This window comes from Cellulomonas sp. URHD0024 (assembly GCF_000426185.1).
In the GTDB taxonomy this organism is placed as follows: Bacteria; Actinomycetota; Actinomycetes; order Actinomycetales; family Cellulomonadaceae; genus Cellulomonas.
Genome location: NZ_KE384505.1, coordinates 687,362 through 707,020, shown reverse-complemented (window position 1 = coordinate 707,020; position 19,659 = coordinate 687,362). Strand labels below are relative to the sequence as shown.

Below are 19,659 nucleotides of genomic sequence, written 5' to 3'. Positions count from 1 at the left end.
CGACCGCAGCACGACGCGGCCCAGCCCTGCGAGGACGCCGGGCGATGGCCGCGCTGACGCTGGCCGCCGCCGGCACTCTCGCCGTAGTCGTCGGACCGCTGAACTCGGCGTCCGCCGCGGTGACGACCACCACGATCCAGGCGGAGTCGTACGCCGCCCAGTCGGGCGCCCAGCTCGAGAACACCGCCGACACCGGCGGCGGTCAGAACGTCGGCTGGCTCGCCAACGGCGACTGGATGCGGTACCAGAACGTCAACCTCGGACTGACTGGCTCCGTGACCGCGACCCTCCGGCTGGCCTCGGCGAGCAACGCCGGCGGCACGGTGGAGCTGCGTGCGGACTCCCTCACCGGTCCCCTGCTCGCCACGTGGCCCGTCGCGTCCACGGGCGGCTGGCAGACGTGGACGACCAAGTCGGCGAGCTCGATGACGATGCTGACCGGTGCGCACACCGTCTTCCTCGCCCTGCGCAGCTCGCAGGCCGCCGACTTCGTGAACCTCAACTGGTTCACGATCGCCGCGGACGACATGACCACCATGCCCCCGATGCCGACCTCGACGCCCGGTGCGTGGGTCTCGGTCGACCCGGTGAAGCAGGCCGCCGACACCAAGGCGTTCTTCGCGCTCACGCCGAAGCCCATCACCAACAACCCGGTGCGCGTGCCGGAGTTCCACGCCCTGTGCACCGTCAGCCACCACCTGAACGACGACCCCATCGTGTTCCCGAACCAGCCCGGGGCCTCGCACAACCACACGTTCCTCGGGAACCTGACGACTGACGCGAACTCGACGCTCGCGTCGCTGAAGGCGGGCGGCACCAACTGCGACCCGATCGAGGACAAGTCGTCCTACTGGGTCCCGACGCTGTACGCGAACGGCAAGGCCGTGGACCCCGTCGGCGGCGTCATCGTCTACTACGGGTCACGGTTGCAGGACCCGAGCAGGACGCAGCCGTTCCCCGAGGGGTTCCGGATGATCGCCGGCAGCGCCAAGCAGCAGACGGACACCCCGGACCACCAGGGCAACCACTTCTGGTGCGCAGGCATCGGTGGTGAGGTCGGCCGGACCGCCGACGGCGTGATGCCGATCTGCGCGCCCACCGCCCAGCTCACCTACCAGCTGGTGTTCCCCGACTGCTGGGACGGCGTCCACCTGGACAGCCCGGACCACAAGGCGCACGTCTCGAACGTCGCCGCGGGCGGCTGCCCTGCAGCCTTCCCGGTGCCGATCCCGAACCTGTCGTTCGTGATCTCCTACCCGAAGGGCATGGACACGACCAACGTCACGCTCGCCTCGGGGACGACGTACTCGATGCACGGCGACTTCTTCAACGCGTGGGAGCCCGCAGCCCAGGCGCAGCGGGTGCGGACCTGCCTCGACCAGTCCGCGAAGTGCAACGCGGCGGGCGGTTTCTGACCCGGCGTCGATCGTCGTGACCCCGGAGGTCCGGCCGCTGGCCGGCCGGGCCTCCACGGGCGGGACGCTGCCCTTGTCCCCTTCCGAGGACGGCGTCCCGCCCCGACCACCGGGTCCACGACCCACAACGGCCCCCCGCGCCCGCTGACCGCGACTCTGCGGGCGTGGGGGGCTCTCACGCACCACAGAACCGCCGCGGCCGCCGGTCGCGGCGGTTTCACGCGCGTCGTCGCGACGACGCTAGGAATGCGGCTCCTCGCCGAGCATCGTCGGCAGGCAGGCGAACCAGGCCGCGACGAGCAGGATCGCGAGCAGGCCGAGCAGGACGACGAAGGGCGCGCTCCACGACCCGGTCGCCTGGTGCAGCAACCCGATCCCGACCGGCCCGGCGATGGCGAGGGCGTACCCGAGCCCCTGCACCATCCCCGACAGCGCGGACGCGACGGCCGGCGTCCGGGTACGCAGGCCGATGAGCGCGAGCTGCACCGGGAACGCCCCCGGTCCGAGACCGCACAGGATCATCCAGACCGCGGTGCCGTGCGCGGGTGACGTCCACAGTCCGAGGTAGCCGACGATCCAACAGGCGACGAAGCCCGCGACCAACGGGTACGGGTTGCGCATGCGGGCGGTCAGGATGGGCGCGAACAGGGCGGCAGGCAGCCCGAGGATGGCGAAGACGGCGAGCCAGCGGCCGCCCACCTCGGTGCCCAGGCCGGCGTCGGCAAGGATCTGCGGCAGCCACGCGAACATCACGTAGGTGCCCGTCGTGTTGGCGAAGAACGTGACGACCAACGCCCAGCCGAGCCGCGAGCGCCACACGAGCCGCGACTCGGCGCCGCCGGACCGGACCAGGAGGGCGGGCCGGTCCGTGCGCGGCGCTCGTCGCAAGATCTCCCGCAGGTGCGAGCGCGCGGCCACGGACCGGGTCACGACGACGAGCCACGGCACGATCGCCGCGACGCCGACCACGGCCCACATCCCCACCGACACGCGCCAGCCCGCGGCACGCGCCACCGGGAGCGCGAGGAGGGGCGGCACGGCGGTGCTCACGCTCAGTGCCACCGAGTACGACGCGGTCACGGCGCCGATCCGGTCGGGGAAGTACCGCTTCACCAGCGGCGGCAGCAGCACGTTGCCCATGCCCATGCCGCCGAGCGCGAGGACGGACCAGCCCAGGAACACCGGCATGTTCGGCGCGACGGCGCGCAGGAGCTGGCCGGCGACTGCGAACGCCATCGCCAGGATGATCGCCGGCTCGAGCCCGAGCTTGCGCCCGATCGGCGCGGCGAGGGTGCCGAACAGCGCGAACGAGGCGACCGGGATGGTGCCGAGCAGGCCGACCTGCGTCGTCGAGACCGGGAACGTCTCGCGCAGGGAGCTGAAGATCGGCGACACCGCGGCGACGGCGAGCCGGAGGTTCAGCCCGACCAGGACGATGGCCGCCAGGACCACCAGACGTCCGCGCCACGGTGCGCCGGATCGTCCGGTCACCGGCACGGACGACGACACCTCGAGCACTCCCGATCCAGCACGCTCGCGGAACGCAGGTCTGGCGTCAGCCCGACTGCCGGTGTTGACTGCACCGCATGCCTGGACAGGGAGCCTAACCGGATGCCACGACGGACCGGACTGATCGACACCGCTGTCGACGAGCTCCGCCAACGGATCACGACGCAGGAGTGGCCGGTCGGGGCGCGCATCCCGCCCGAGCCCGCGCTCGCCGACCTGCTCGGCGTGGGTCGCAACACCGTGCGCGAGGCCGTGCAGTCGCTGGTGCACGCCGGGCTGCTCGAACGCCGCCAAGGATCGGGCACCTACGTCCTCTCACGTTCCGAGCTGGCCGTGACCATGGGCCGCCAGATCGCCGACGCCCGCCAGCGCGACGTCGTCGAGGTCCGGCGTGCGCTCGAGGTCGAGGCCGCCCGGCTCGCGGCCCGGCGACGCACTCCGCTCGATTCCTCGGCCCTCCTGGAGCGTCGCGACGAGAGGTCGGCGGCCTACCAGGCCGGTGACCTCGACGCGATGGTCGCCACCGACCTGGCGCTGCACCGCGCCATCGTCCGTGCGGGCGCCAACCCCGTCCTGACCGAGCTGTACGAGAACCTGCTGGCCGCGATCGGCGAGAACATCCGCTTCAACTTCGTCACCGACACGCACGGGCACGACTCGCACGACGCGCTGATCGAGGCGATCGTCGCGGGCGACCACGCGCAGGCCGCCGCTGAGACGAACCGCTACCTGTCCGCCCTGCTCGGCGAGACGCGCTGATCGCGCGTCGCCGACGGCTGGTAGTGTCGTGCACCGCATCGTCCCCGGACGGTGACCGGCCCGCGTAGCTCAGTGGATAGAGCGTCTGCCTCCGGAGCAGAAGGTCGAAGGTTCGAGTCCTTTCGCGGGCACCATCTGAACTGCAGGCTCCCAACTGCGTGGACTCCCGATCAACGTCTCGAAGGCGTCGAGGGCTGCTCCCACATCGAGCTCGGGATCAAGCAGGGCGTGCATCCGGAGGCCGTCCCCGACCGCGGCCACGAGGGTTGGCAAGCCCGCGGCGGAGACGTTCTCAGCGAGCTTGCCCTTGACCTGGTCACGGCGGACCAGGTCGACGATCAGCGTTCGCTCAGCCTGGGTCCTCCTCTCCTCCCTGGCGATCGCCGCGTGTTCGCGCCCGTGACGGGATGGCTGTACCGGCGCAAGCGATGTCGTTCGTGAGCGCGAGAAGCGGGACGAGGCTGCTGCCAGACTGTTCGGCATGCACGCCCGCGACCTGGTCCGACATGTCGACGTGCTCGACCCGTCGGATCTCGCGACGGCGGCGTTCCGCCAGATCGAGGCCTCACGGCTGCCGGGGGTCGTCGTGCTGTCGAACGCGCGCCACCTCGTGGTGCCTGCCTCGCAGGTGCTGCGGGTCGTGCTGCCGCGCTACGTCCTCGACGACCCGGCGCTCGGTCGGGTATGGGACGAGTCATCTGCCGACGCCCTCGTCGCCCGGCTCAGGAGCCTGCACGTCTCCGATCTGCTGGCCGCGCAGGAGCACCCCGGACGACCGCACAGCGTCGACGGCGAGGCCACGCTCGTCGAGATCGCAGCCGTGATGGCTGCTGCACACGTTCCCCTGGTCGTGGTGATCGAGGACGGCGTGCTGCTGGGAGCGATCACCGCGAGCCAGCTGATGGCGCACCTCGCCCGATGACGGGGCTCGCCTGGGTCAGCGTCGCCATCTTCGTCGGCACGTACGTCCTCATCGCGACCGAGCGGATCCATCGGGTGGCGGCCGCGCTGGGCGGTGCCGCGCTCGTCCTGGGCCTCGGCATCCTGAGCTCCGACCAGGCGTTCTACTCCCACGAGACGGGCATCGACTGGGACGTCATCTTCCTGCTCCTCGGCATGATGCTCGTCGTCGCGGTGCTCAAGCGGACCGGCGTGTTCGAGTACCTCGCCATCCGCGCGGCCAAGCTTGCCGGCGGCCGACCGTTCGGAGTACTCGTCCTGCTGGTCCTGGTCACCGCCGCAGCGTCTGCGCTCCTGGACAACGTGACGACCATCCTGCTCGTCGCACCGGTCACGCTGCTGGTCTGCGATCGGCTCGGGCTGCCACCCGTCCCTTTCCTCGTCGCCCTCACGTTGGCGTCCAACATCGGCGGTACCGCGACCCTGGTCGGCGACCCACCCAACATCATCATCGCGAGCCACGCCGGCTTCACGTTCAACGACATGCTCGTGAACCTCGGCCCGATCGTCGTGGTCGTGCTGGTCGCGTTCGTCGCGATGTCCCGCCTCCTGTTCCGGCGATCGCTGCACGGTGACCCGACCCGCGCCGACGCGCTGCTGGCGCTCGACGAGCGCGAGGCGATCACCGACGCGTCGACCCTCGCCCGCAGCCTCGTCGTGCTCGGGCTGATCCTGGCGGGCTTCCTGCTCCAGCGGCAGACCGGAGTTGCCCCGGCGATCGTGGCGCTCATCGGCGCCGGCATCATGATCCTGCTCTCACCTCTGACGGCACGGGAACTACTGGCGGACGTCGAGTGGGAGACCCTCCTGTTCTTCATGGGCCTGTTCATCCTCGTCGGCGCCCTCGTCCAGGTCGGTGCTCTGGACGCCCTCGCCACGGGCATCGCCGAGCTCACCGGCGGTGACGTCGTCGCGACCCTGCTCGTGGTCCTGATCGGCTCCGCTGTCATCTCCGCATTCGTCGACAACATCCCCTACGTCACTGCCATGTCGCCGGTCGTCGCGTCGTTGATCGCCGCAAACCCCGCCCTCGGGAAGGACGGGGCGCTCTGGTGGGCGCTGGCGCTCGGAGCGGACCTCGGCGGAAACGCCACCCTCGTCGGCGCCAGCGCGAACGTCGTCGCCGCTGGAGTTGCGAGCAGGAATGGCCTCCTGCTCACCTTCAAGGGCTGGCTCCGTTACGGACTGCCGACGGCCGCCGTAACCGTCGCCCTGTGCATCCCTTACTTGCTCCTGCGCTACACCTGAACCGCGATCGCCCGGGCGCTGGACGACGCCGCCTGTCACGCGGTTGTCGCGACGAATTCGTGCACGGCCGCTTCTACCTGGGCACGAGCCGGCCCGATCCAGAACAGATGGCTCGGTGCGTCGAGCTCGACGAGCGTGGCGGCCGCGATGGTCCCCGCGAGGTCCTCGGCGTGCCTGAACGCGACTCCGCCATCGTCGCGAGAGGCAGTCACCAGGGTGGGACAGCACACCTCGGTCTGGAACAGGTGCCGGTAGTCTCCACGCTCCGCTCGCCCCTGGCGCAGGTCGTTGACGAACCCCGCCCCGGAGGACATCGTCCGGAACAGCTCCCGGGCACGGGCCCGGTCGTCCGCCGACCACGTGTGCCACCAGTCGTCGAGCGGCCTCGTCGAAAGGCTCGCGACCATTCTGCGCAGGCCCGCCTCCGAGCCGACCAGCCGTGCGATCGCCGACCAGGCGACGGCCTGCGGCCCGGGACCGAACACGAGCGGTCCGAGAAGCGCCTGCCGAGTCGAGTCGGGATACGCGTGGGTGGACGGGGCGCAGCTGTGCAGGGCCAGGCGGGGCACCAGCCCTGGCAGGGCCACCGCGCAGTGGATCGCCTGCATGCCGCCGAAGGACACCCCCACAGCCCCGGCCGTCTGGGTGACTCCCAACCGGTCGCAGCACTCCGCCACCGCCGGCACGAACTCCTCAGCGCTCAGCTGCCCCACCCGGGTGGCGCCGTAGCCGGGTCGGGAGAACGACACGATGCCGTAGCCACCGGACGTGTAGATGCTCCACCCACAGTCGACACTCGCCGCGCAATGCCCTCCCGGGAAGAAGAGCACCGGCGGCTTGTCGCCGCCCAGGAGCATGACCTCGACGGCACCGAGGCGCGTCTGGACCACCCTGGTCGCTCGCACCTCACGAGCATAGGAGCGATGGATCCGCGTGATGACGCCTCTCGCGCGGCCTGCCTGCCCCTACCGGAACGACGCGAGCGAGCGCGGTGGGGGCACGCCGCGACGCCGACTGTCCCTGGTGCGACGCCGGCCAGCGCCCAGCGGACCCTCGCGACCGCGGCGATGACGACACCCTGCCGTGCTACTCCAGCTGGCGCAGTGCGCGGCGCTCGACCTCGTCGAGGACCTCGTCGGCGACGTCGGGGCTCACGACGCCCTCGCCCCTTGCGTCGAGGACGACGGCACGCTCGACCTCGCTCACCGCGCGCAGCAACCGGCCGACCGCTTCGTCGTCACCGGTGTCCCCCTCGTCCTGGACGCTGCCCCGCCGAGCCGTCCCGATGGCATCTTGCGCGGCCAGATAGCCCTCGTACTGGAGCCGCACGGCCTGCCGCACCCGGTCGGGGTAGGCCGCGCCGGTCGGACCGTCGAGTGCGTCGAGGACTGCGCGGATCGCCCTGCGGCGAAGTGTCCTGCGCTCGTCAGCTCCGTCGTCCGACGACCCCACTCGCAGCCATCGCACCAGCGGAGCGAGGGTGAGGCCCTGCAGGACGAGCGTGACGAGGACGGTCACGAGTGCGACGACGACGATCGAGTCCCTGCCCGGGAACGCCGCACCGCTCGAGACCGCTGCCGGGATCGCGAGTGCGGTGGCGACCGTGACGACGCCGCGCATGCCCGCCCAGGACGTCACGACGGCCTCACGCCCCCCGATCGGCACGGCGACCGAGCGTCGTCGGCGTCGACCGAAGAGCGCGCTGGTGCCCAGCACCCAGGCAAAGCGCACCGCGATGAGCACAGCACACGTCCACGCCGCCAGCGCGAGCGCCGTGCTGCGGTCCGGGCTCGTGCGCAGGATCTCGGTGAGCTCGAAGCCGATGAACACGAACACCAGGCTGGTGATCAGGTAGTCGGCGTAGCGCCAGACCGCGCGACCGAGCAACCAGCCCTCCGAGGTCAACGCATGGTGGGCGTAGCTCCGCAGGTACAGGCCCAGCGTGAGCACCGCGAGAACGCCCGAGCCGCGCAGCTGATCCGCGCCCAGGTAGACGGCAAACGGGACCGCGACCGTCAACGTCGTCTCGGCGGCTGCCGCGTGCAGCCGTGCCAGCGCGAACCTGGTGAGGACACCGGCGGCGAGGCCCAGCCCCACACCGACGCCGACCGCGAGCACCAGGCTGATCCCCAGTTCGCCTGCGGTCACGGCCCCGGCGACGACGGCTGCCACGGCGACGTTGTAGAGCACGAGTGCGGTGGCGTCGTTGAACATCCCCTCGCCCTCGAGGATCGTCACGAGCCGTCCAGGGAGCCGTAGGCGGCGTGCCACCGCTGTGGCCGCCACCGGGTCGGGAGGTGCTACGACCGCGCCGAGGACCGCGGCCGCGCCCCACCCCAGGCCTGCTCCGTGTGCCAGAACGGCGACTGCGGCCGCGCTCGCCACCGTCAGCCCGACGGCAAGCAGCAGGATCGGGCGGGCGTTCTCCCGGAACTCACGCGCCGTCGCGCGCTGCGTCGCCGCGAACAGGAGTGGAGGCAGGACCAGCGGCAGGATCAGGTCCGGCTCGATCGAGAGGTTCGGCACTCCGGGGATCAGCGGCACCGCCAGGCCGAACAGGGTGAGCAGGACGGGGAACGGGACCCGCAGGCGGTCCGCGAGCGGAGTGAGCACGATGATGCCCGCCACGAGCACGGCGATCAGGACTTCCGGCGACACGGGCGACCTTCCTCGATGAGCTGGATCAGGTCCCGACCGTAGCGACCGAGGCGCCGCCTCTGCGCCCGATCACCGCCACGCGGAGGCTTGTCGGCTCCAGCTCCTTCCACGCGGATGGATGGCGTCCGGTGCAGGCGCGCAGAACAGCGGCACCCTTATCGCCTTTCAGGCCGCCGAGCCTCACCCGAACAGGACGATGGGCAGCCGGAGCAACCAACGCTGGTGCACCGTCCGGTCGGCGAACCGCACGAACACAGGTGCTGCACCGTGACCCATGAGCCTCTCGCCGCCCCGTGCGATGTCATCGTGGCTCACATGAGCTGGAGTCGCGCCCACGCACGGACCGTGACACCCCAGGCCAGTGCACCGACCACGACCACGAGCGCGACACCGACGGGCGACACCGCGACCGCGGCCGTCTCACCTCCCGTTCCGACGAGCAGCGACGGGACCGCCCAGGGGAACCAGGCCCCACCACCGAGAAGCACGACCACCTGGCTGACCAGGACGACGCCCAGCAGGGCACCGACCGCGGGGAGGTACCCCCTGCCGACCGTCGCCACCCACGCGAACGGGAGCGCCAACCACGCGGCGGCGACCCCCGCGAGCACGCCGGTACCCAGCGAACGGAGGTCGTCCACGGTCGGCGCGCCAAGTCCGGCCGCCGCTCCCCCGACGAGCGTGAGGGCGGCCGCCGCGACGACCGTCGACGCGGCCCACACGAGAACCGAGCCGAGCTTCGCCATCGCGATCCGGCCGGCCGACGTCGGCAGGGCGAGCAGCTGCCCGAGGGTCCGGTCCGAGAACTCACGGCCGCAGGACCAGGCAGCGACGATCCCCGTACCCAGCAGCCACAGCACGGAGACGACCTGCCCGAAGCCCGCAGTGACCGCGTCCCAGCCGGTGCCCTGCACCATGCCGGCGATCTTGGCACCCGCCATCGAGCCGGTGCCGGTCGGGCTCCCCCGCGCGATGAGCAGCGCTGCTCCCACAGCGAAGAGCGGCGCGATCAGCGCCATCGCGGCGAATGCGGTGCGAGTGACCGGTGACCGTCGTAGCTTCAGGACCTCCGTCGTCCACGCAGCACTCATGACCGCCCTCCCGGCACGAGCGGAGGCTCCGCCGAGAGGTCGAGACCGTCCGCCTCAGCGACCATCGCGAAGAACCGAGCCTCGAGATCGACGCCGTCGGGCTCCAGTGCCCCCACCACTCGCCCGCGGTGCAGGACGGTGATGCGGTCGGCGATGCGCGCGAGCTCGTCGAGGTGGTGGCTGGAGACGAGCACCGCGCACCCGTGCTCGTGTGCGCGGTCCAGGAGCAGCCGGCGCACCGCAAGCACGCCCGCGGGGTCCAGCCCATTCGTCGGCTCGTCGAGGATCAGCACCTCGGGGTCGTGGACCAGCGCGGACGCGAGACCGAGCCGCTGACGGTTACCGAGCGAGAGGCCGGCAGCGCGGCGACCGACGAGGTCGTCGATACCCACCGCGGCGGCCGCCACGGCCGCGGCCGAACGTGCAGCGGCTCCCGGCACACCACGCAGCCGCGCGGCCGCCCACAGGTTCTCAGCGACGGTCAGCTCCCCGTACGCCGCGGGTACGTCGATCACGTGGCCCGTCAGCGCTCCGTGGGGACCGGCCGCCCCATCGAACCGGACCAGACCCTCGTCGGGGCGCAGGACGCCGACCAGCATCCGCATCAGCGTGGTCTTCCCACTGCCGTTGAGCCCGACCAGCGCATGCACCTGCCCCGGCAGGACGTCGAGGTCGACGCCATCGACCGCCGTCACGGGCCCGAACCGACGCACGATGCCACACGCACGCAGACCAGTCACGGCCGCAGCACCTCCAGCGCATCCGTCAGCGCGTCCGCCAGGCTGGGACCCCCAGGGCCGTCATGGCCCCAGTGCAGCAACGCCGACGTCACGGCACCAAGGCACGCGCCCACGGCCGCCTCCGCGGTGTTCGCGCCGACACCCCTCTCGACCAGGACGTCGACCACGGTGCGTTGCGTCCGGGCCATGTTCTCCCAGATCCGCGCACGCAGGGCCGGCGTCTGGGCAGCGAGGCGCAGCCGCTGTCGCGACTCACGGTCGAAGTCGTCTGAGTCGACCGCTGCCACCGTCCCCAGCAGACCTCGACGCACCCGTTCGAGAGGCGGCAACCCCGCTGGCTGCGCAGCAACCGCCTGGGCGAGCATCGGGTCGTAGGGGTCGTCCAGGACGACGTCCTCCTTCGTCGGGAAGTGCCGGAAGAACGTCATGTGCGACACCCCCGCGGCGGCTGCGACATCCGCCACCGTCGTGGCGTCGAATCCCCGCTCCTCGATGAGCCGGAGCGCAACCTCCTGGATTCGGCGGCGGGTCGCGAGCGCGCGAGGCGTAGATCGCGGAAGGGCTGCAGGCACGGCTCAATGTTAGTCACTAACATTTTCCCGTCAAGGCCGCACCGCGTCGACAATGCTCAGGTCGGCGATGTGTCAACAGGCCGGATGCGCCAGATGGTCTCGCACCGCTCGGACGCGACCTCGGACACCCCCATCGCGGAACTCACGGTGGCCACCGGGCTGTCGACAGCAGACGTCCGGAGCCCCAGCGCGGGGCGAGCGGGTGGCGACGTACAACCGTCTGCTCGAGATGGCGGCGGAATCCGACGCCGCCGGAGCCCGGCTACCTGACGACGGGCCAGTCAGCGGCCGGCGATCCGGACTGCAACGAGCCCGGCGGCTGGCACGCGGTAGCAGCCACGCCCACGCATCGGATGCAGCGGGGACGCCCGGGACCTAGTGCTCTACTTCCGCTCCGGCGTCCGGCGCATCGTGGGCAGTCAGGGCGGCTTCGCCGCCCGGTCGGGCGGTCCCCGCTCGGCGGGGAAGGGAGAGAGCGATGACGCTCATCTGGAACGCCGCGGTCCTGGCGGACCGCGACGGGATGATCGCGGGCTGACGGCCATGGCCAGGCATGTGGTCGTGCTCGGCGCCGGTACGGCCGGGACGATGGTGGCCAACAAGCTCCGGCGCAAGCTGGACGACGCGTGGGCGATCACCGTGGTCGACCGCGACGACGCCCACCCCTACCAGCCGGGTTTCCTGTTCGTGCCGTTCGGCGGCCCGACCGACGACCTGGTCCGGTCCCGCCATGCCTTCGTGCGCGACGGTGTGACGCTGGTGCTGGCGGCCGTCGACCGGGTGGACACTGCCGCGCAGGAAGTCGTACTCCTGGACGGTCGGCTGCTCCCGTACGACTACCTCGTGATCGCGTCCGGCACGTCGCCGCGGCCCGACCAGACCCCCGGCATGCTCGGACCGCAGTGGCGGAAGAGGATCTTCGACTTCTACACGCTCGACGGGGCGAAGGCCCTGGCCGACGCGCTGCGAGCGTTCCGCGGCGGGCGCCTCGTGGTCCACATCACCGACATGCCGATCAAGTGCCCCGTCGCGCCTCTGGAGTTCACGTTCCTGGCGGACGCCTGGCTGCGCGAGCACGGGCTGCGCTCCGCCACCGAGCTCGTGTTCGTGACGCCGCTGGACGGCGCGTTCACCAAGCCGATCGCTGCCGAGCAGCTCGGGTCGATGCTCGTCGACCGCGGCGTGACCGTGGAGCCCGACTTCCTGGTCGAGCACATCGAGGACACCGCGCTGGTGTCCTACGACGGCCGCGAGGTTCCCTTCGACCTGCTGGTGACGATCCCGCTGAACATGGGCGCTGACTTCGTCACCCGCTCCGGACTGGGCGACGACCTGGGCTTCGTCCCGGTCGACAGGCACACGCTGCAATCGGTCGCGGACCCGCGGATCTTCGCGGTCGGGGACGCCTCGGACATCCCCACCTCCAAGGCGGGATCTGTCGCGCACTTCTCGGCGGACATCGTCGTCGACAACCTCATCGAGCTCGCCGCCGGGCGGCCTATGACGCACTCGTTCGACGGCCACGCCAACTGCTTCGTCGAGTCCGGCGACGGCAAGGCCCTGCTGCTCGACTTCAACTATGAGACCCAGCCCCTGACCGGCATGTACCCGGCGCCCTACGTCGGACCGATGAGCCTGCTCAAGGAGAGCAGAGCCAACCACCTCGGGAAGCTCGCGTTCCGCTGGGTCTACTGGAATGTCCTGCTGCCCGGACGGCCACTTCCGATGGCCTCGGCGATGTCCATGCTCGGCAAGCAGACCCCAGTTCCCACGCCCTAAGAGAGGTGCACCATGCCAGTCACGACCCTCGGCGGTCATCAGATCCACGTCACCGAGGAGGGGTTCCTCACCGACCCCGCCGAGTGGGACGACGAGCTCGCGGCAGTCCTCGCCGCGCAGATCGGCCTGGAGCTCACCGACGAGCACCGCACCGTGCTCGCGTTCCTGCGCGACGACTTCGCGCAGCGCGGCCAGACCGCGACGCTCCGGCGGGCATCGGCCGGCAGCGGCGTGCCCGTCAAGGACCTGTTCCGCCTCTTCCCGCAGAAGCCGGCCAAGAAGATGGCCTACGTCGCCGGCCTGCCCAAGCCAGTTGGATGTGTCTGACATGACCACGACCGAGACCGCGACCGTCGTCGTCCCGCAGTTCGACGCCGAGCCCGGCACCAAGCGCAAGCTCGCGATCATCTGCTCCAAGGGCAACCTGGACATGGCCTACCCGGGCCTCATCCTGGCCAACGCCGCCCTCGGTGAGGGCGTCGAGACGCACCTGTTCTTCACGTTCTGGGGTCTCGACATGATCACCAAGGCCACGATGGACGACCTGAAGTTCACGATGCTCGGGAACACCGCCACGCACATGCCACAGGGGCTCGGCGGGCTGCCGGGGATGACGCACATGGCCACCTCGAAGCTGAAGAAGGCGATCGCCGACCTCGATGTCCCGGACGTGCCCGAGTTCCTGGAGCAGATCGTCGCGTCCGGCGGCCACCTGTGGGCGTGCCGGCTGTCGGCCGACATGAACCACCTGACCGTCGACGACCTGGACGAGGACGTCGAGGGCATCATCAGCGCGAGCGACTTCATCGAGAAGACCGACGGCGCCCAGCTGCTGTTCATCTGAGCACCTCGCCGGGTGGCCAGCCTGAGCACCTCGCCGGTGCCCGGCCGACCCGCCTCGGCGGCAGCGAGGTCTCGGGCACAGGTCAGCGTTGGCAACGACTTGCTCGTCAGGTCGCACGCCTGCGCGCGTACGGCGACGCGCGTCGGCCGAATCCCGAGTGGGTCCCACCTTGGAGTCGGGCCAGTTCCCACCGCCAAGTCCCGTGCGACGTCTCGATCCGTCGCCGCCCTTGCCTGGTCCAGGCGGGACGCGGGCCGACCCGGTCAGAGAGGTGTCGCCTGAGGACCGCAGGAGGTCCGGCGGAGTGGCAACGTCTCTTGCGCCGGCCTCCGTCTTGGGAGTGTCGACGATCAGTGCTCCCGTCGGGCAGGTCCCGCCTCGACGCACCCGGACGACGCCAGGATCAGGATCGAGGTCCGCGCGTCGGAGCTCCCGTCACCTCGCCGAATCGAAGCGGGCAGCCGGCGCCGAGCAGGACCATCGGCCGATGGTCGATGGCGACCGCGCTCGTGAGCCTCCAGCTCTGCACGTCACGCGGGACGGATCTTGTTCGCGCGACCGCCGCCCGAACCTGCGCCCTCACCCCTGCAGGGGTTCGATTCGACCACCTCGTTCGACCCGGCCTGTCGATTCCGGCGATGCTCGTCCGTCAGAGTGGTGACGGGACACCGGAGGCCGGCGCACAGGAGGAGCGACATGACGCAGTACGCCATCTACTTCAACCAGCAGTGGGTCGGGGACCACTCGGCCGAGTGGTTCCAGACGCGCGTGGAGCCCAGCACGGCGGTCGTCCGTGACATGGAGGCGGCCGGGGTGCTGGTCTTCGCCGGCGGGCTCGAGGAGGACCTGGCCGACGCGTTCAGCGCCGACGCGACGAGCGGGACCGTGTCGATCTCCGACGGTCCCTACACCGAGACCACCGAGTACCTGGGTGGGATCACCGTCATCGACGTGCCCGACCTGGAGTCGGCGAAGATGTGGGCCGGCAGGGTCGCCGAGGGGTGTGGCTGGCCGCAGGAGGTCCGGGTCATCAGGTAGGTCCCCGAGGAGGCCTGAGCCGGACACCCGGTGCAGCCGCACGACCGGTGCGGTCGCCCGCTCGACGAGATGAGGGAAGAGCGTTGACCGTCAGGCTCGAGGCAGTGGCCCCTCGTTTCGGCACGCGCGACGAGACCGGCTCGGCTCTGACGTGGGATCCGGTCGACCGGCGGGTGAGCTACCTGGCAGCTCCGACCAGCCGATCGACGAGCTGGAGTGCACAGACCGGGCCAGGACAGGGCGAGGTCGCCCGTGTGGTGCGCGTCCGTGGCGAGCTGCCGTACCGGCTGAGTGGCATGGCGATCATGTCGATGACGATCGACCACTACGCCTTCCAGTCAGCCGGCGGCCCCTTGGTCGGGACCGGCATCCCGTCCGGCGTCGTGGCGGGCGGCACCATGCGTCCGTGTTACCCGCCCGAGGACGTGCGTCGGTTCGCCGAGCAGATCGGCGTGCCCTACGTGGAGCGCACGGTGACCGACTGGCCGGACCTTCGCGGCAGGTTCGACGACCTCGTACCGGGCATGAGCACGTACGCACGCCTCGCCGCCTCTGGAGCGTGGCTCTATGGGGCGTTCGCAGCAGGCTTCACGCTGCTGACGATCGGAGGGGTGGCGCTCGCTGCCACCGTCTCCGTCAAGGGGGGCATCTTCCTCACCCTCGCGTGCGCTGTGATGGCGGCGGCCGGCGTCAACGGCGCGCTGCACATGTCGCCACGGTTCCTGCGCCGCCGGGCGCGGCGGCATCCCCCGGGAGATCTCGACCGCCGCGCGGCCGGATGATTCACCTCATCGGGGCGCCGCGTTCGGGCCCGCGTCGACGGGCGCCGTGCCAGAATGCAGGTCCGGAGCCTGCACAGCGGAAGTCAGGGGTCGTCGACGATGTCAGTGCGTCTCGTGTCGTCGGTGGGTATCGCTGCCGCCTCTGCGGTGGTCATCCTGATGCCGTCGGCGGCGATGGCGTCTGACGCCGGCCCGACTCCCCCGGCGGCCGTGCTGGAATCGCTGCGGCCGGGCGGTACCGCGTTCAAGGACGCGATCAGGCTCGGCGCGAGCGACGAGAAGGGCGACGTCGACGTCCGGACGAGGGACGCACTGAAGAGCTCGGCGTCGTTCGGGAGCCCGCGGTCGTACTACTACTACTGGGAGCCGACCTCGCAGGAGTCGCAGGCGTCGGAGTTCACGGACGAGGACTTCTCCCTCGACGTCGGTCTGATGTGGATCGCCGTCGAGCTCGAGGACGGGACGCCGTTCTCGATGGTCGAGGTCGCCAACGACGGGACGACGGGGGGTGTCGGCGGGTGGACCCGGGAGTCGCTCCGGGCGATCGACGCCCTGCCGGCCGACTCGGTCGTCATGACCGACGGACGGTTCGGCGAGGAGTACGCGATCAGCGGCGATCGGCGGACCCTGTCCCCGTTGAATCCGGCAGCCGCCACCCTCGTGGGAGGCACGTCGATCGACGCGCCGACGTTCCGGAAGCTCAAGGCACACCAGGCCGCCGACGTCGCGGCCGCGCAGAAGGGTCAGAACCTGCCTCCCGATGCGGTCGGGGGGATGTCCGGGTCGATCCCCGTCCCGTCGGGCGCCTCCGTCGTCGCCCTGGAGCTGACCGTGGCTGCCGCGCTGCTCGCCGGGGCCGCGTACGCGGCACGGGGTCGGGCCCGTCGTCGACGGACAGACCCGGCGCGTCCAGCCGATCTGCGCTGAGCCCTTCCCGCGCTCGAACCCGCGTCAGGGCCCGATCACGGCCGCTCGGTGCCGCTCCGGAGGGACCGCACGAGCACGAACAGCCCGGCGACGACGATGATCGGACCGAGGACCGCCCACAGGGTCACGCCGGTCATCGCGCTTCCCGCGAGGTAGCCGAGTCCCTGCAGCGTGAACACCGCCCCGCACAGCACGAGCACGAGCCCCAGGACGATGCCGGCAACCTTCCGCACGGGCACCTCCTGGGACGACGTCGGGCACAGACCTTCGGGCCATGCTCGCACGGGCGCAGATCCGCGGCGCCGTCGCCGCAACGCCGTCAGTCGCCGAGCTCGTCGCGACGACGTGACAGGTAGGCGGTCTCGGCGGTGTTTCCCGCGAGCGCGATGGCCCGGTCGTAGGCCGCGCGCGACTCCGCTCGGCGCCCGAGTCGCCGCAGCAGCTCCGCGCGGGTGGCGTGGAGGGCGTGATAGCCGTCGAGCCCGTCACCGAGCTCGTCGAGAAGATCGAGCCCGGTGGATGCTCCCTCGACCTCCGCGACGGCGACGGCCCGGTTGAGCGCGACGACCGGGGAGGGATCGAGGCGAACCATCTGGTCGTAGAGGGCCACGACCTGCGACCAGTCGGTGTCGTCGGCGTCGCGCGCGTCCGTGTGCACCGCGTTGATCGCCGCGAGCAGCTGGTAGCGGCCGGGGGCGGCCCCGGAGGACAGGCGTTCGCGCACCAGCCGGTGACCTTCGTCGATCAGCGAACCGTCCCAGGACGCACGGTCCTGGGAGGCGAGCGGGACGAGCGAGCCGTCCGCCGAGACGCGCGCGGGACGCCGGGCCTCGGTGAGGAGCATCAACGCCAACAGGCCGGCCACCTCGCCGTCGTGCGGGAGCAGCGCGCGGATCAGGCGCGTCAGCCGGATCGCCTCGGCTGTCAGGTCGGGTCGCAACGGGCCGGTGTCGGGGCCGGTGGCGAGGTAGCCCTCGTTGAAGACGAGGAAAAGGACCGCCAGGACGCCGGTGACGCGCGCCGGAAGATCTCGTGCGGACGGCACCCGGTAGGGAATGCGTGCCGCGGCGATCTTGCCCTTCGCGCGGGTGATCCGCTGTCCCATCGTCGTCTCCTGCACGAGGAAGCCGCGGGCGATCTCCGGCACGGTCAGGCCCCCGACCATGCGCAGCGTCAGCGCCACGCGAGCCTCCATCGCGAGGGCCGGGTGGCAGCAGGTGAAGATCAGCCGGAGGCGGTCGTCGTCGATGGCGCTTACCGGCGGGGGCGGGTCGACGACGGAGAGCACGAGAGCCTCCCGGTGCTTGTCGTCACGCTTGTTCTCGCGGCGGATGCGGTCGATCGCCTTGCGGTTCGCGGTCGTGGTCAGCCATCCGCCGGGGTTCGGCGGGACACCGTCGGCGGGCCATCGTTCGACGGCGGTGGCGAACGCCTCGGCGGCGGCCTCCTCGGCGATGTCGAGGTCGCCGAAGCGTCTGGCGAGCGACGCCACGACCCGAGCCCACTCGTCGCGGTGGGCTCGGGTGATCGCGTCCAGAGCGGTCACCCGGCCAGCAGAGGTCGCACCTCGAGCCGCCGGTTGCAGGCCTTCGACCCGTCGGCCATGAGCGCGAGCGCGACGTCGAGGTCGGGGGCGTCGATAATCCAGAATCCGGCCATGTGCTCCTTCGACTCGACGAAGGGGCCATCCGTGAACACCGGCTCCTCCCCTCGGCCGTCGATGACGGTCGACGTCTCCGGTGCGGCGAGCCCGCCCGCGAACACCCAGTGGCCGCCCGCGCGGAGGCGGTCGTTGAACTCGTCGATCGCCAGCGCCTCGTCCGGGGTTCCGGAGTTGGTCCTGTCGTCGATGACCGAAACCAGGTACTGCATCTGACACCTCCTGCTCGGGGACATCGTGCTACGCGTACTGCGGGCGTCCGGCGGGTCGGTAGGTCTGGACCGCGATGCCCGTCGGGAAGCGGCGCCACTCGACGAGGTCGAGCGCGATGTCCGGGCCCTCGTCAGGAAAGAGCCGCGTGCCCCGTCCGACGACGACGGGGCAGACGATCAAGGTCACCTCGTCGACGAGCTCGTGCTCCAGCAACCAGCGGACGAGCCGGCCGCTCCCGTGCACCTGCAGCTCGCCACCCGGCTTGGCCTTCAGCGCACGGACTGCCGCCTCGAGGTCGCCGGAGAGCACGGTCGTGCCTGCCCAGGTGGGGTCGGTGAGGGTGGTCGAGGCGACGAACTTCGGGCGCGTGTTCAGGGCGCCGACGAACGGGTTGTCGAGGTCGGTCCGCACTCCCCAGAACTCGGCGAACGCCTCGTAGGTGCGCCGGCCGAAGAGGAACGAGTCCGCGCGTCGGTAGAAGTCGCCGATGTAGGCGGTCGACTCCTCGTCGCCCAGCGGCATCGCCCACCCCCCGCGGTCGAAACCCGGGTCGAGCACCGGGTTGTTGCCACCGTTCGCCTGCATCACGCCGTCGACGGTGATCTGGGTGTTGGTGATCAGCTTCATGATCGCGGTCCCTTCGAAGGGCGCCTCTCGCCCTGTCCCCCTTGCTACGAACGGCGCCGTGCTGATTCGACACCCGCCGAGACCGCGCGCGCCATGCGGAGAGCGCACCAGCCGCCACCTTGCCGCGCACTGGTCACGCGTATAGCGTGCTGGTTGTGCGTATAGCCACGTCAGCACACACTGCCGCGTCCGATCTGACGGCGCGCGCGAGGATCCGCGACGCGGCGATCGCGTGCTTCGCCGACGAGGGCTTCGACGCAACGTTTCGGACCATCGCCGCCCGGGCCGGCGTCTCCCCCGGGCTGATCACGCACCACTTCGGGTCCAAGACCGCGCTGCGCGCCGAGTGCGACGCCGAGGTGCTGCGCCACTACCAGGAGCTGAAGACCGACAGCCTGGCCGACCCGAGCGCGTACCTCGTGCAGAACCTGACCGGACCGAGCGCCGCCGCGCCCCTGGTCGTCTACCTGCTGCGCGCGATCCACGCGGGCGGACAACCCGCGCGGGAGTTCCTCGAGCACCTCATCGACGGCGCCCGCGAGGTGATGCGGCGCGGTGTCGAGACGGGGGTCGTGCGCCCGTCTCGCGACGAGGAAGCGCGCCTGCGCTACCTGACCTACCAGACGATGGGCGCGCTGCTCATCCAGTTCCTCACCTCGCCGGGGGCCACGCCGGAGGAGTTCGTCCGGTCCGCCCAGGCCGGCGGGCGCGACCAGATCCTCCCGACGCTCGAGCTCTTCACGGAGGGCTTCCTCACCACGCGTCGGATGCTGGACGACTACCTCGTCTTCGTCGGCGACCTGCAGCACGCCCCACCGGCCGAACACCCCTGAAGGA

The 19,659-nt window shown here is 71.0% G+C and carries 21 protein-coding genes and 1 tRNA gene; 12 read left to right on the top strand and 10 right to left on the bottom strand.

The annotated features are described in order from the left end of the window. The first annotated feature begins 44 nt into the window (after nucleotides 1–44). Nucleotides 45–1,415 carry a DUF1996 domain-containing protein gene (locus I847_RS0119425; protein ID WP_051275081.1) on the top strand — a complete coding sequence of 457 codons (1,371 nt, stop codon included), beginning with the start codon at nucleotides 45–47 and terminating at the stop codon, nucleotides 1,413–1,415. Between the two features lie 240 nt (nucleotides 1,416–1,655). Here the strand turns inward: I847_RS0119425 and I847_RS0119420 are convergent, their stop codons facing one another. Then, nucleotides 1,656–2,906, bottom strand: a complete 1,251-nt coding sequence (locus I847_RS0119420) for an MFS transporter (RefSeq protein WP_051275109.1) — start codon at nucleotides 2,904–2,906, stop codon at nucleotides 1,656–1,658. A gap of 120 nt (nucleotides 2,907–3,026) precedes the next feature. On the opposite strand from I847_RS0119420, the gene I847_RS0119415 reads away from it, so the two are divergent. From I847_RS0119415 to I847_RS0119400, 4 genes are all read left to right on the top strand, one after another. Continuing rightward, nucleotides 3,027–3,683 carry a FadR/GntR family transcriptional regulator gene (locus I847_RS0119415; RefSeq protein ID WP_028051026.1) on the top strand — a complete coding sequence of 219 codons (657 nt, stop codon included), beginning with the start codon at nucleotides 3,027–3,029 and terminating at the stop codon, nucleotides 3,681–3,683. A 58-nt stretch (nucleotides 3,684–3,741) separates the two neighbouring features. Further along, a tRNA-Arg gene (locus tag I847_RS0119410) sits at nucleotides 3,742–3,817 on the top strand. 347 nt (nucleotides 3,818–4,164) lie between these two features. Then, nucleotides 4,165–4,605 (top strand): CBS domain-containing protein, encoded by a 441-nt coding sequence (locus I847_RS0119405; protein ID WP_028051025.1) that lies wholly within the window; start codon nucleotides 4,165–4,167, stop codon nucleotides 4,603–4,605. Further along, complete coding sequence (locus I847_RS0119400; protein ID WP_028051024.1) at nucleotides 4,602–5,891, top strand: SLC13 family permease; 1,290 nt, start codon at nucleotides 4,602–4,604, stop codon at nucleotides 5,889–5,891. The genes I847_RS0119405 and I847_RS0119400 overlap by 4 nt, the downstream gene beginning before the upstream one ends. A gap of 35 nt (nucleotides 5,892–5,926) precedes the next feature. Here I847_RS0119400 and I847_RS24935 read toward each other — a convergent pair whose 3' ends face one another. From I847_RS24935 to I847_RS0119370, 5 genes are all read right to left on the bottom strand, one after another. After that, complete coding sequence (locus I847_RS24935; RefSeq protein ID WP_155856232.1) at nucleotides 5,927–6,796, bottom strand: alpha/beta fold hydrolase; 870 nt, start codon at nucleotides 6,794–6,796, stop codon at nucleotides 5,927–5,929. A gap of 181 nt (nucleotides 6,797–6,977) precedes the next feature. Beyond that, complete coding sequence (locus I847_RS0119390) at nucleotides 6,978–8,549, bottom strand: Na+/H+ antiporter (RefSeq protein ID WP_034610932.1); 1,572 nt, start codon at nucleotides 8,547–8,549, stop codon at nucleotides 6,978–6,980. 311 nt (nucleotides 8,550–8,860) lie between these two features. After that, on the bottom strand, nucleotides 8,861–9,640 hold the full coding sequence (locus I847_RS0119380; protein ID WP_028051022.1) for an ABC transporter permease: 780 nt from the start codon (nucleotides 9,638–9,640) through the stop codon (nucleotides 8,861–8,863). Beyond that, nucleotides 9,637–10,380 (bottom strand): ABC transporter ATP-binding protein, encoded by a 744-nt coding sequence (locus I847_RS24930; RefSeq protein WP_051275079.1) that lies wholly within the window; start codon nucleotides 10,378–10,380, stop codon nucleotides 9,637–9,639. Before I847_RS24930 ends, I847_RS0119380 begins: the two co-directional genes overlap by 4 nt. Further along, nucleotides 10,377–10,952 (bottom strand): TetR family transcriptional regulator, encoded by a 576-nt coding sequence (locus I847_RS0119370; protein ID WP_028051021.1) that lies wholly within the window; start codon nucleotides 10,950–10,952, stop codon nucleotides 10,377–10,379. Before I847_RS0119370 ends, I847_RS24930 begins: the two co-directional genes overlap by 4 nt. Nucleotides 10,953–11,495: 543 nt before the next feature. Between I847_RS0119370 and I847_RS0119360 the strand changes: the two genes are divergently transcribed. From I847_RS0119360 to I847_RS0119335, 6 genes are all read left to right on the top strand, one after another. Next, complete coding sequence (locus tag I847_RS0119360; RefSeq protein ID WP_028051020.1) at nucleotides 11,496–12,731, top strand: NAD(P)/FAD-dependent oxidoreductase; 1,236 nt, start codon at nucleotides 11,496–11,498, stop codon at nucleotides 12,729–12,731. Between the two features lie 12 nt (nucleotides 12,732–12,743). Further along, a complete protein-coding gene (locus tag I847_RS0119355; RefSeq protein ID WP_028051019.1) occupies nucleotides 12,744–13,058 on the top strand; it encodes a TusE/DsrC/DsvC family sulfur relay protein in 315 nt (104 codons plus the stop codon). 1 nt (nucleotide 13,059) lies between these two features. Next, nucleotides 13,060–13,575 (top strand): DsrE/DsrF/DrsH-like family protein, encoded by a 516-nt coding sequence (locus I847_RS0119350; RefSeq protein ID WP_028051018.1) that lies wholly within the window; start codon nucleotides 13,060–13,062, stop codon nucleotides 13,573–13,575. Nucleotides 13,576–14,271: 696 nt separating this feature from the next. Next, complete coding sequence (locus I847_RS0119345; protein WP_028051017.1) at nucleotides 14,272–14,613, top strand: YciI family protein; 342 nt, start codon at nucleotides 14,272–14,274, stop codon at nucleotides 14,611–14,613. 104 nt (nucleotides 14,614–14,717) lie between these two features. After that, complete coding sequence (locus tag I847_RS0119340; RefSeq protein ID WP_028051016.1) at nucleotides 14,718–15,395, top strand: hypothetical protein; 678 nt, start codon at nucleotides 14,718–14,720, stop codon at nucleotides 15,393–15,395. A 99-nt stretch (nucleotides 15,396–15,494) separates the two neighbouring features. After that, nucleotides 15,495–16,322, top strand: a complete 828-nt coding sequence (locus I847_RS0119335) for a hypothetical protein (RefSeq protein ID WP_155856231.1) — start codon at nucleotides 15,495–15,497, stop codon at nucleotides 16,320–16,322. A gap of 35 nt (nucleotides 16,323–16,357) precedes the next feature. Here the strand turns inward: I847_RS0119335 and I847_RS0119330 are convergent, their stop codons facing one another. The 4 genes from I847_RS0119330 to I847_RS0119315 form a co-directional block, all read right to left on the bottom strand. Continuing rightward, nucleotides 16,358–16,555, bottom strand: coding sequence for a hypothetical protein (locus tag I847_RS0119330; protein ID WP_028051014.1), 198 nt, complete (start codon nucleotides 16,553–16,555; stop codon nucleotides 16,358–16,360). An 86-nt stretch (nucleotides 16,556–16,641) separates the two neighbouring features. Further along, on the bottom strand, nucleotides 16,642–17,868 hold the full coding sequence (locus I847_RS0119325; RefSeq protein WP_028051013.1) for an RNA polymerase sigma factor: 1,227 nt from the start codon (nucleotides 17,866–17,868) through the stop codon (nucleotides 16,642–16,644). Next, nucleotides 17,865–18,194, bottom strand: coding sequence for a YciI family protein (locus I847_RS0119320; RefSeq protein ID WP_028051012.1), 330 nt, complete (start codon nucleotides 18,192–18,194; stop codon nucleotides 17,865–17,867). The genes I847_RS0119325 and I847_RS0119320 overlap by 4 nt, the downstream gene beginning before the upstream one ends. Nucleotides 18,195–18,222: 28 nt before the next feature. After that, on the bottom strand, nucleotides 18,223–18,822 hold the full coding sequence (locus I847_RS0119315; RefSeq protein WP_028051011.1) for a dihydrofolate reductase family protein: 600 nt from the start codon (nucleotides 18,820–18,822) through the stop codon (nucleotides 18,223–18,225). Nucleotides 18,823–18,977: 155 nt separating this feature from the next. Between I847_RS0119315 and I847_RS0119310 the strand changes: the two genes are divergently transcribed. Then, nucleotides 18,978–19,655 carry a TetR/AcrR family transcriptional regulator gene (locus I847_RS0119310; protein ID WP_051275078.1) on the top strand — a complete coding sequence of 226 codons (678 nt, stop codon included), beginning with the start codon at nucleotides 18,978–18,980 and terminating at the stop codon, nucleotides 19,653–19,655. Nucleotides 19,656–19,659 lie beyond the last annotated feature (4 nt).

Bases quoted from the DNA above. Each gene is read 5' to 3' on its own strand.
- I847_RS0119400 (WP_028051024.1), top strand. From the start codon at position 4,602: ATGACGGGGCTCGCCTGGGTCAGCGTCGCCATCTTCGTCGGCACGTAC.
- I847_RS0119405 (WP_028051025.1), top strand. From the start codon at position 4,165: ATGCACGCCCGCGACCTGGTCCGACATGTCGACGTGCTCGACCCGTCG.
- I847_RS0119320 (WP_028051012.1), bottom strand. From the start codon at position 18,194: ATGCAGTACCTGGTTTCGGTCATCGACGACAGGACCAACTCCGGAACC.
- I847_RS0119380 (WP_028051022.1), bottom strand. From the start codon at position 9,640: ATGAGTGCTGCGTGGACGACGGAGGTCCTGAAGCTACGACGGTCACCG.
- I847_RS0119415 (WP_028051026.1), top strand. From the start codon at position 3,027: ATGCCACGACGGACCGGACTGATCGACACCGCTGTCGACGAGCTCCGC.
- I847_RS0119315 (WP_028051011.1), bottom strand. From the start codon at position 18,822: ATGAAGCTGATCACCAACACCCAGATCACCGTCGACGGCGTGATGCAG.
- I847_RS0119335 (WP_155856231.1), top strand. From the start codon at position 15,495: ATGTCAGTGCGTCTCGTGTCGTCGGTGGGTATCGCTGCCGCCTCTGCG.
- I847_RS0119345 (WP_028051017.1), top strand. From the start codon at position 14,272: ATGACGCAGTACGCCATCTACTTCAACCAGCAGTGGGTCGGGGACCAC.
- I847_RS0119350 (WP_028051018.1), top strand. From the start codon at position 13,060: ATGACCACGACCGAGACCGCGACCGTCGTCGTCCCGCAGTTCGACGCC.
- I847_RS0119355 (WP_028051019.1), top strand. From the start codon at position 12,744: ATGCCAGTCACGACCCTCGGCGGTCATCAGATCCACGTCACCGAGGAG.
- I847_RS0119360 (WP_028051020.1), top strand. From the start codon at position 11,496: ATGGCCAGGCATGTGGTCGTGCTCGGCGCCGGTACGGCCGGGACGATG.
- I847_RS0119425 (WP_051275081.1), top strand. From the start codon at position 45: ATGGCCGCGCTGACGCTGGCCGCCGCCGGCACTCTCGCCGTAGTCGTC.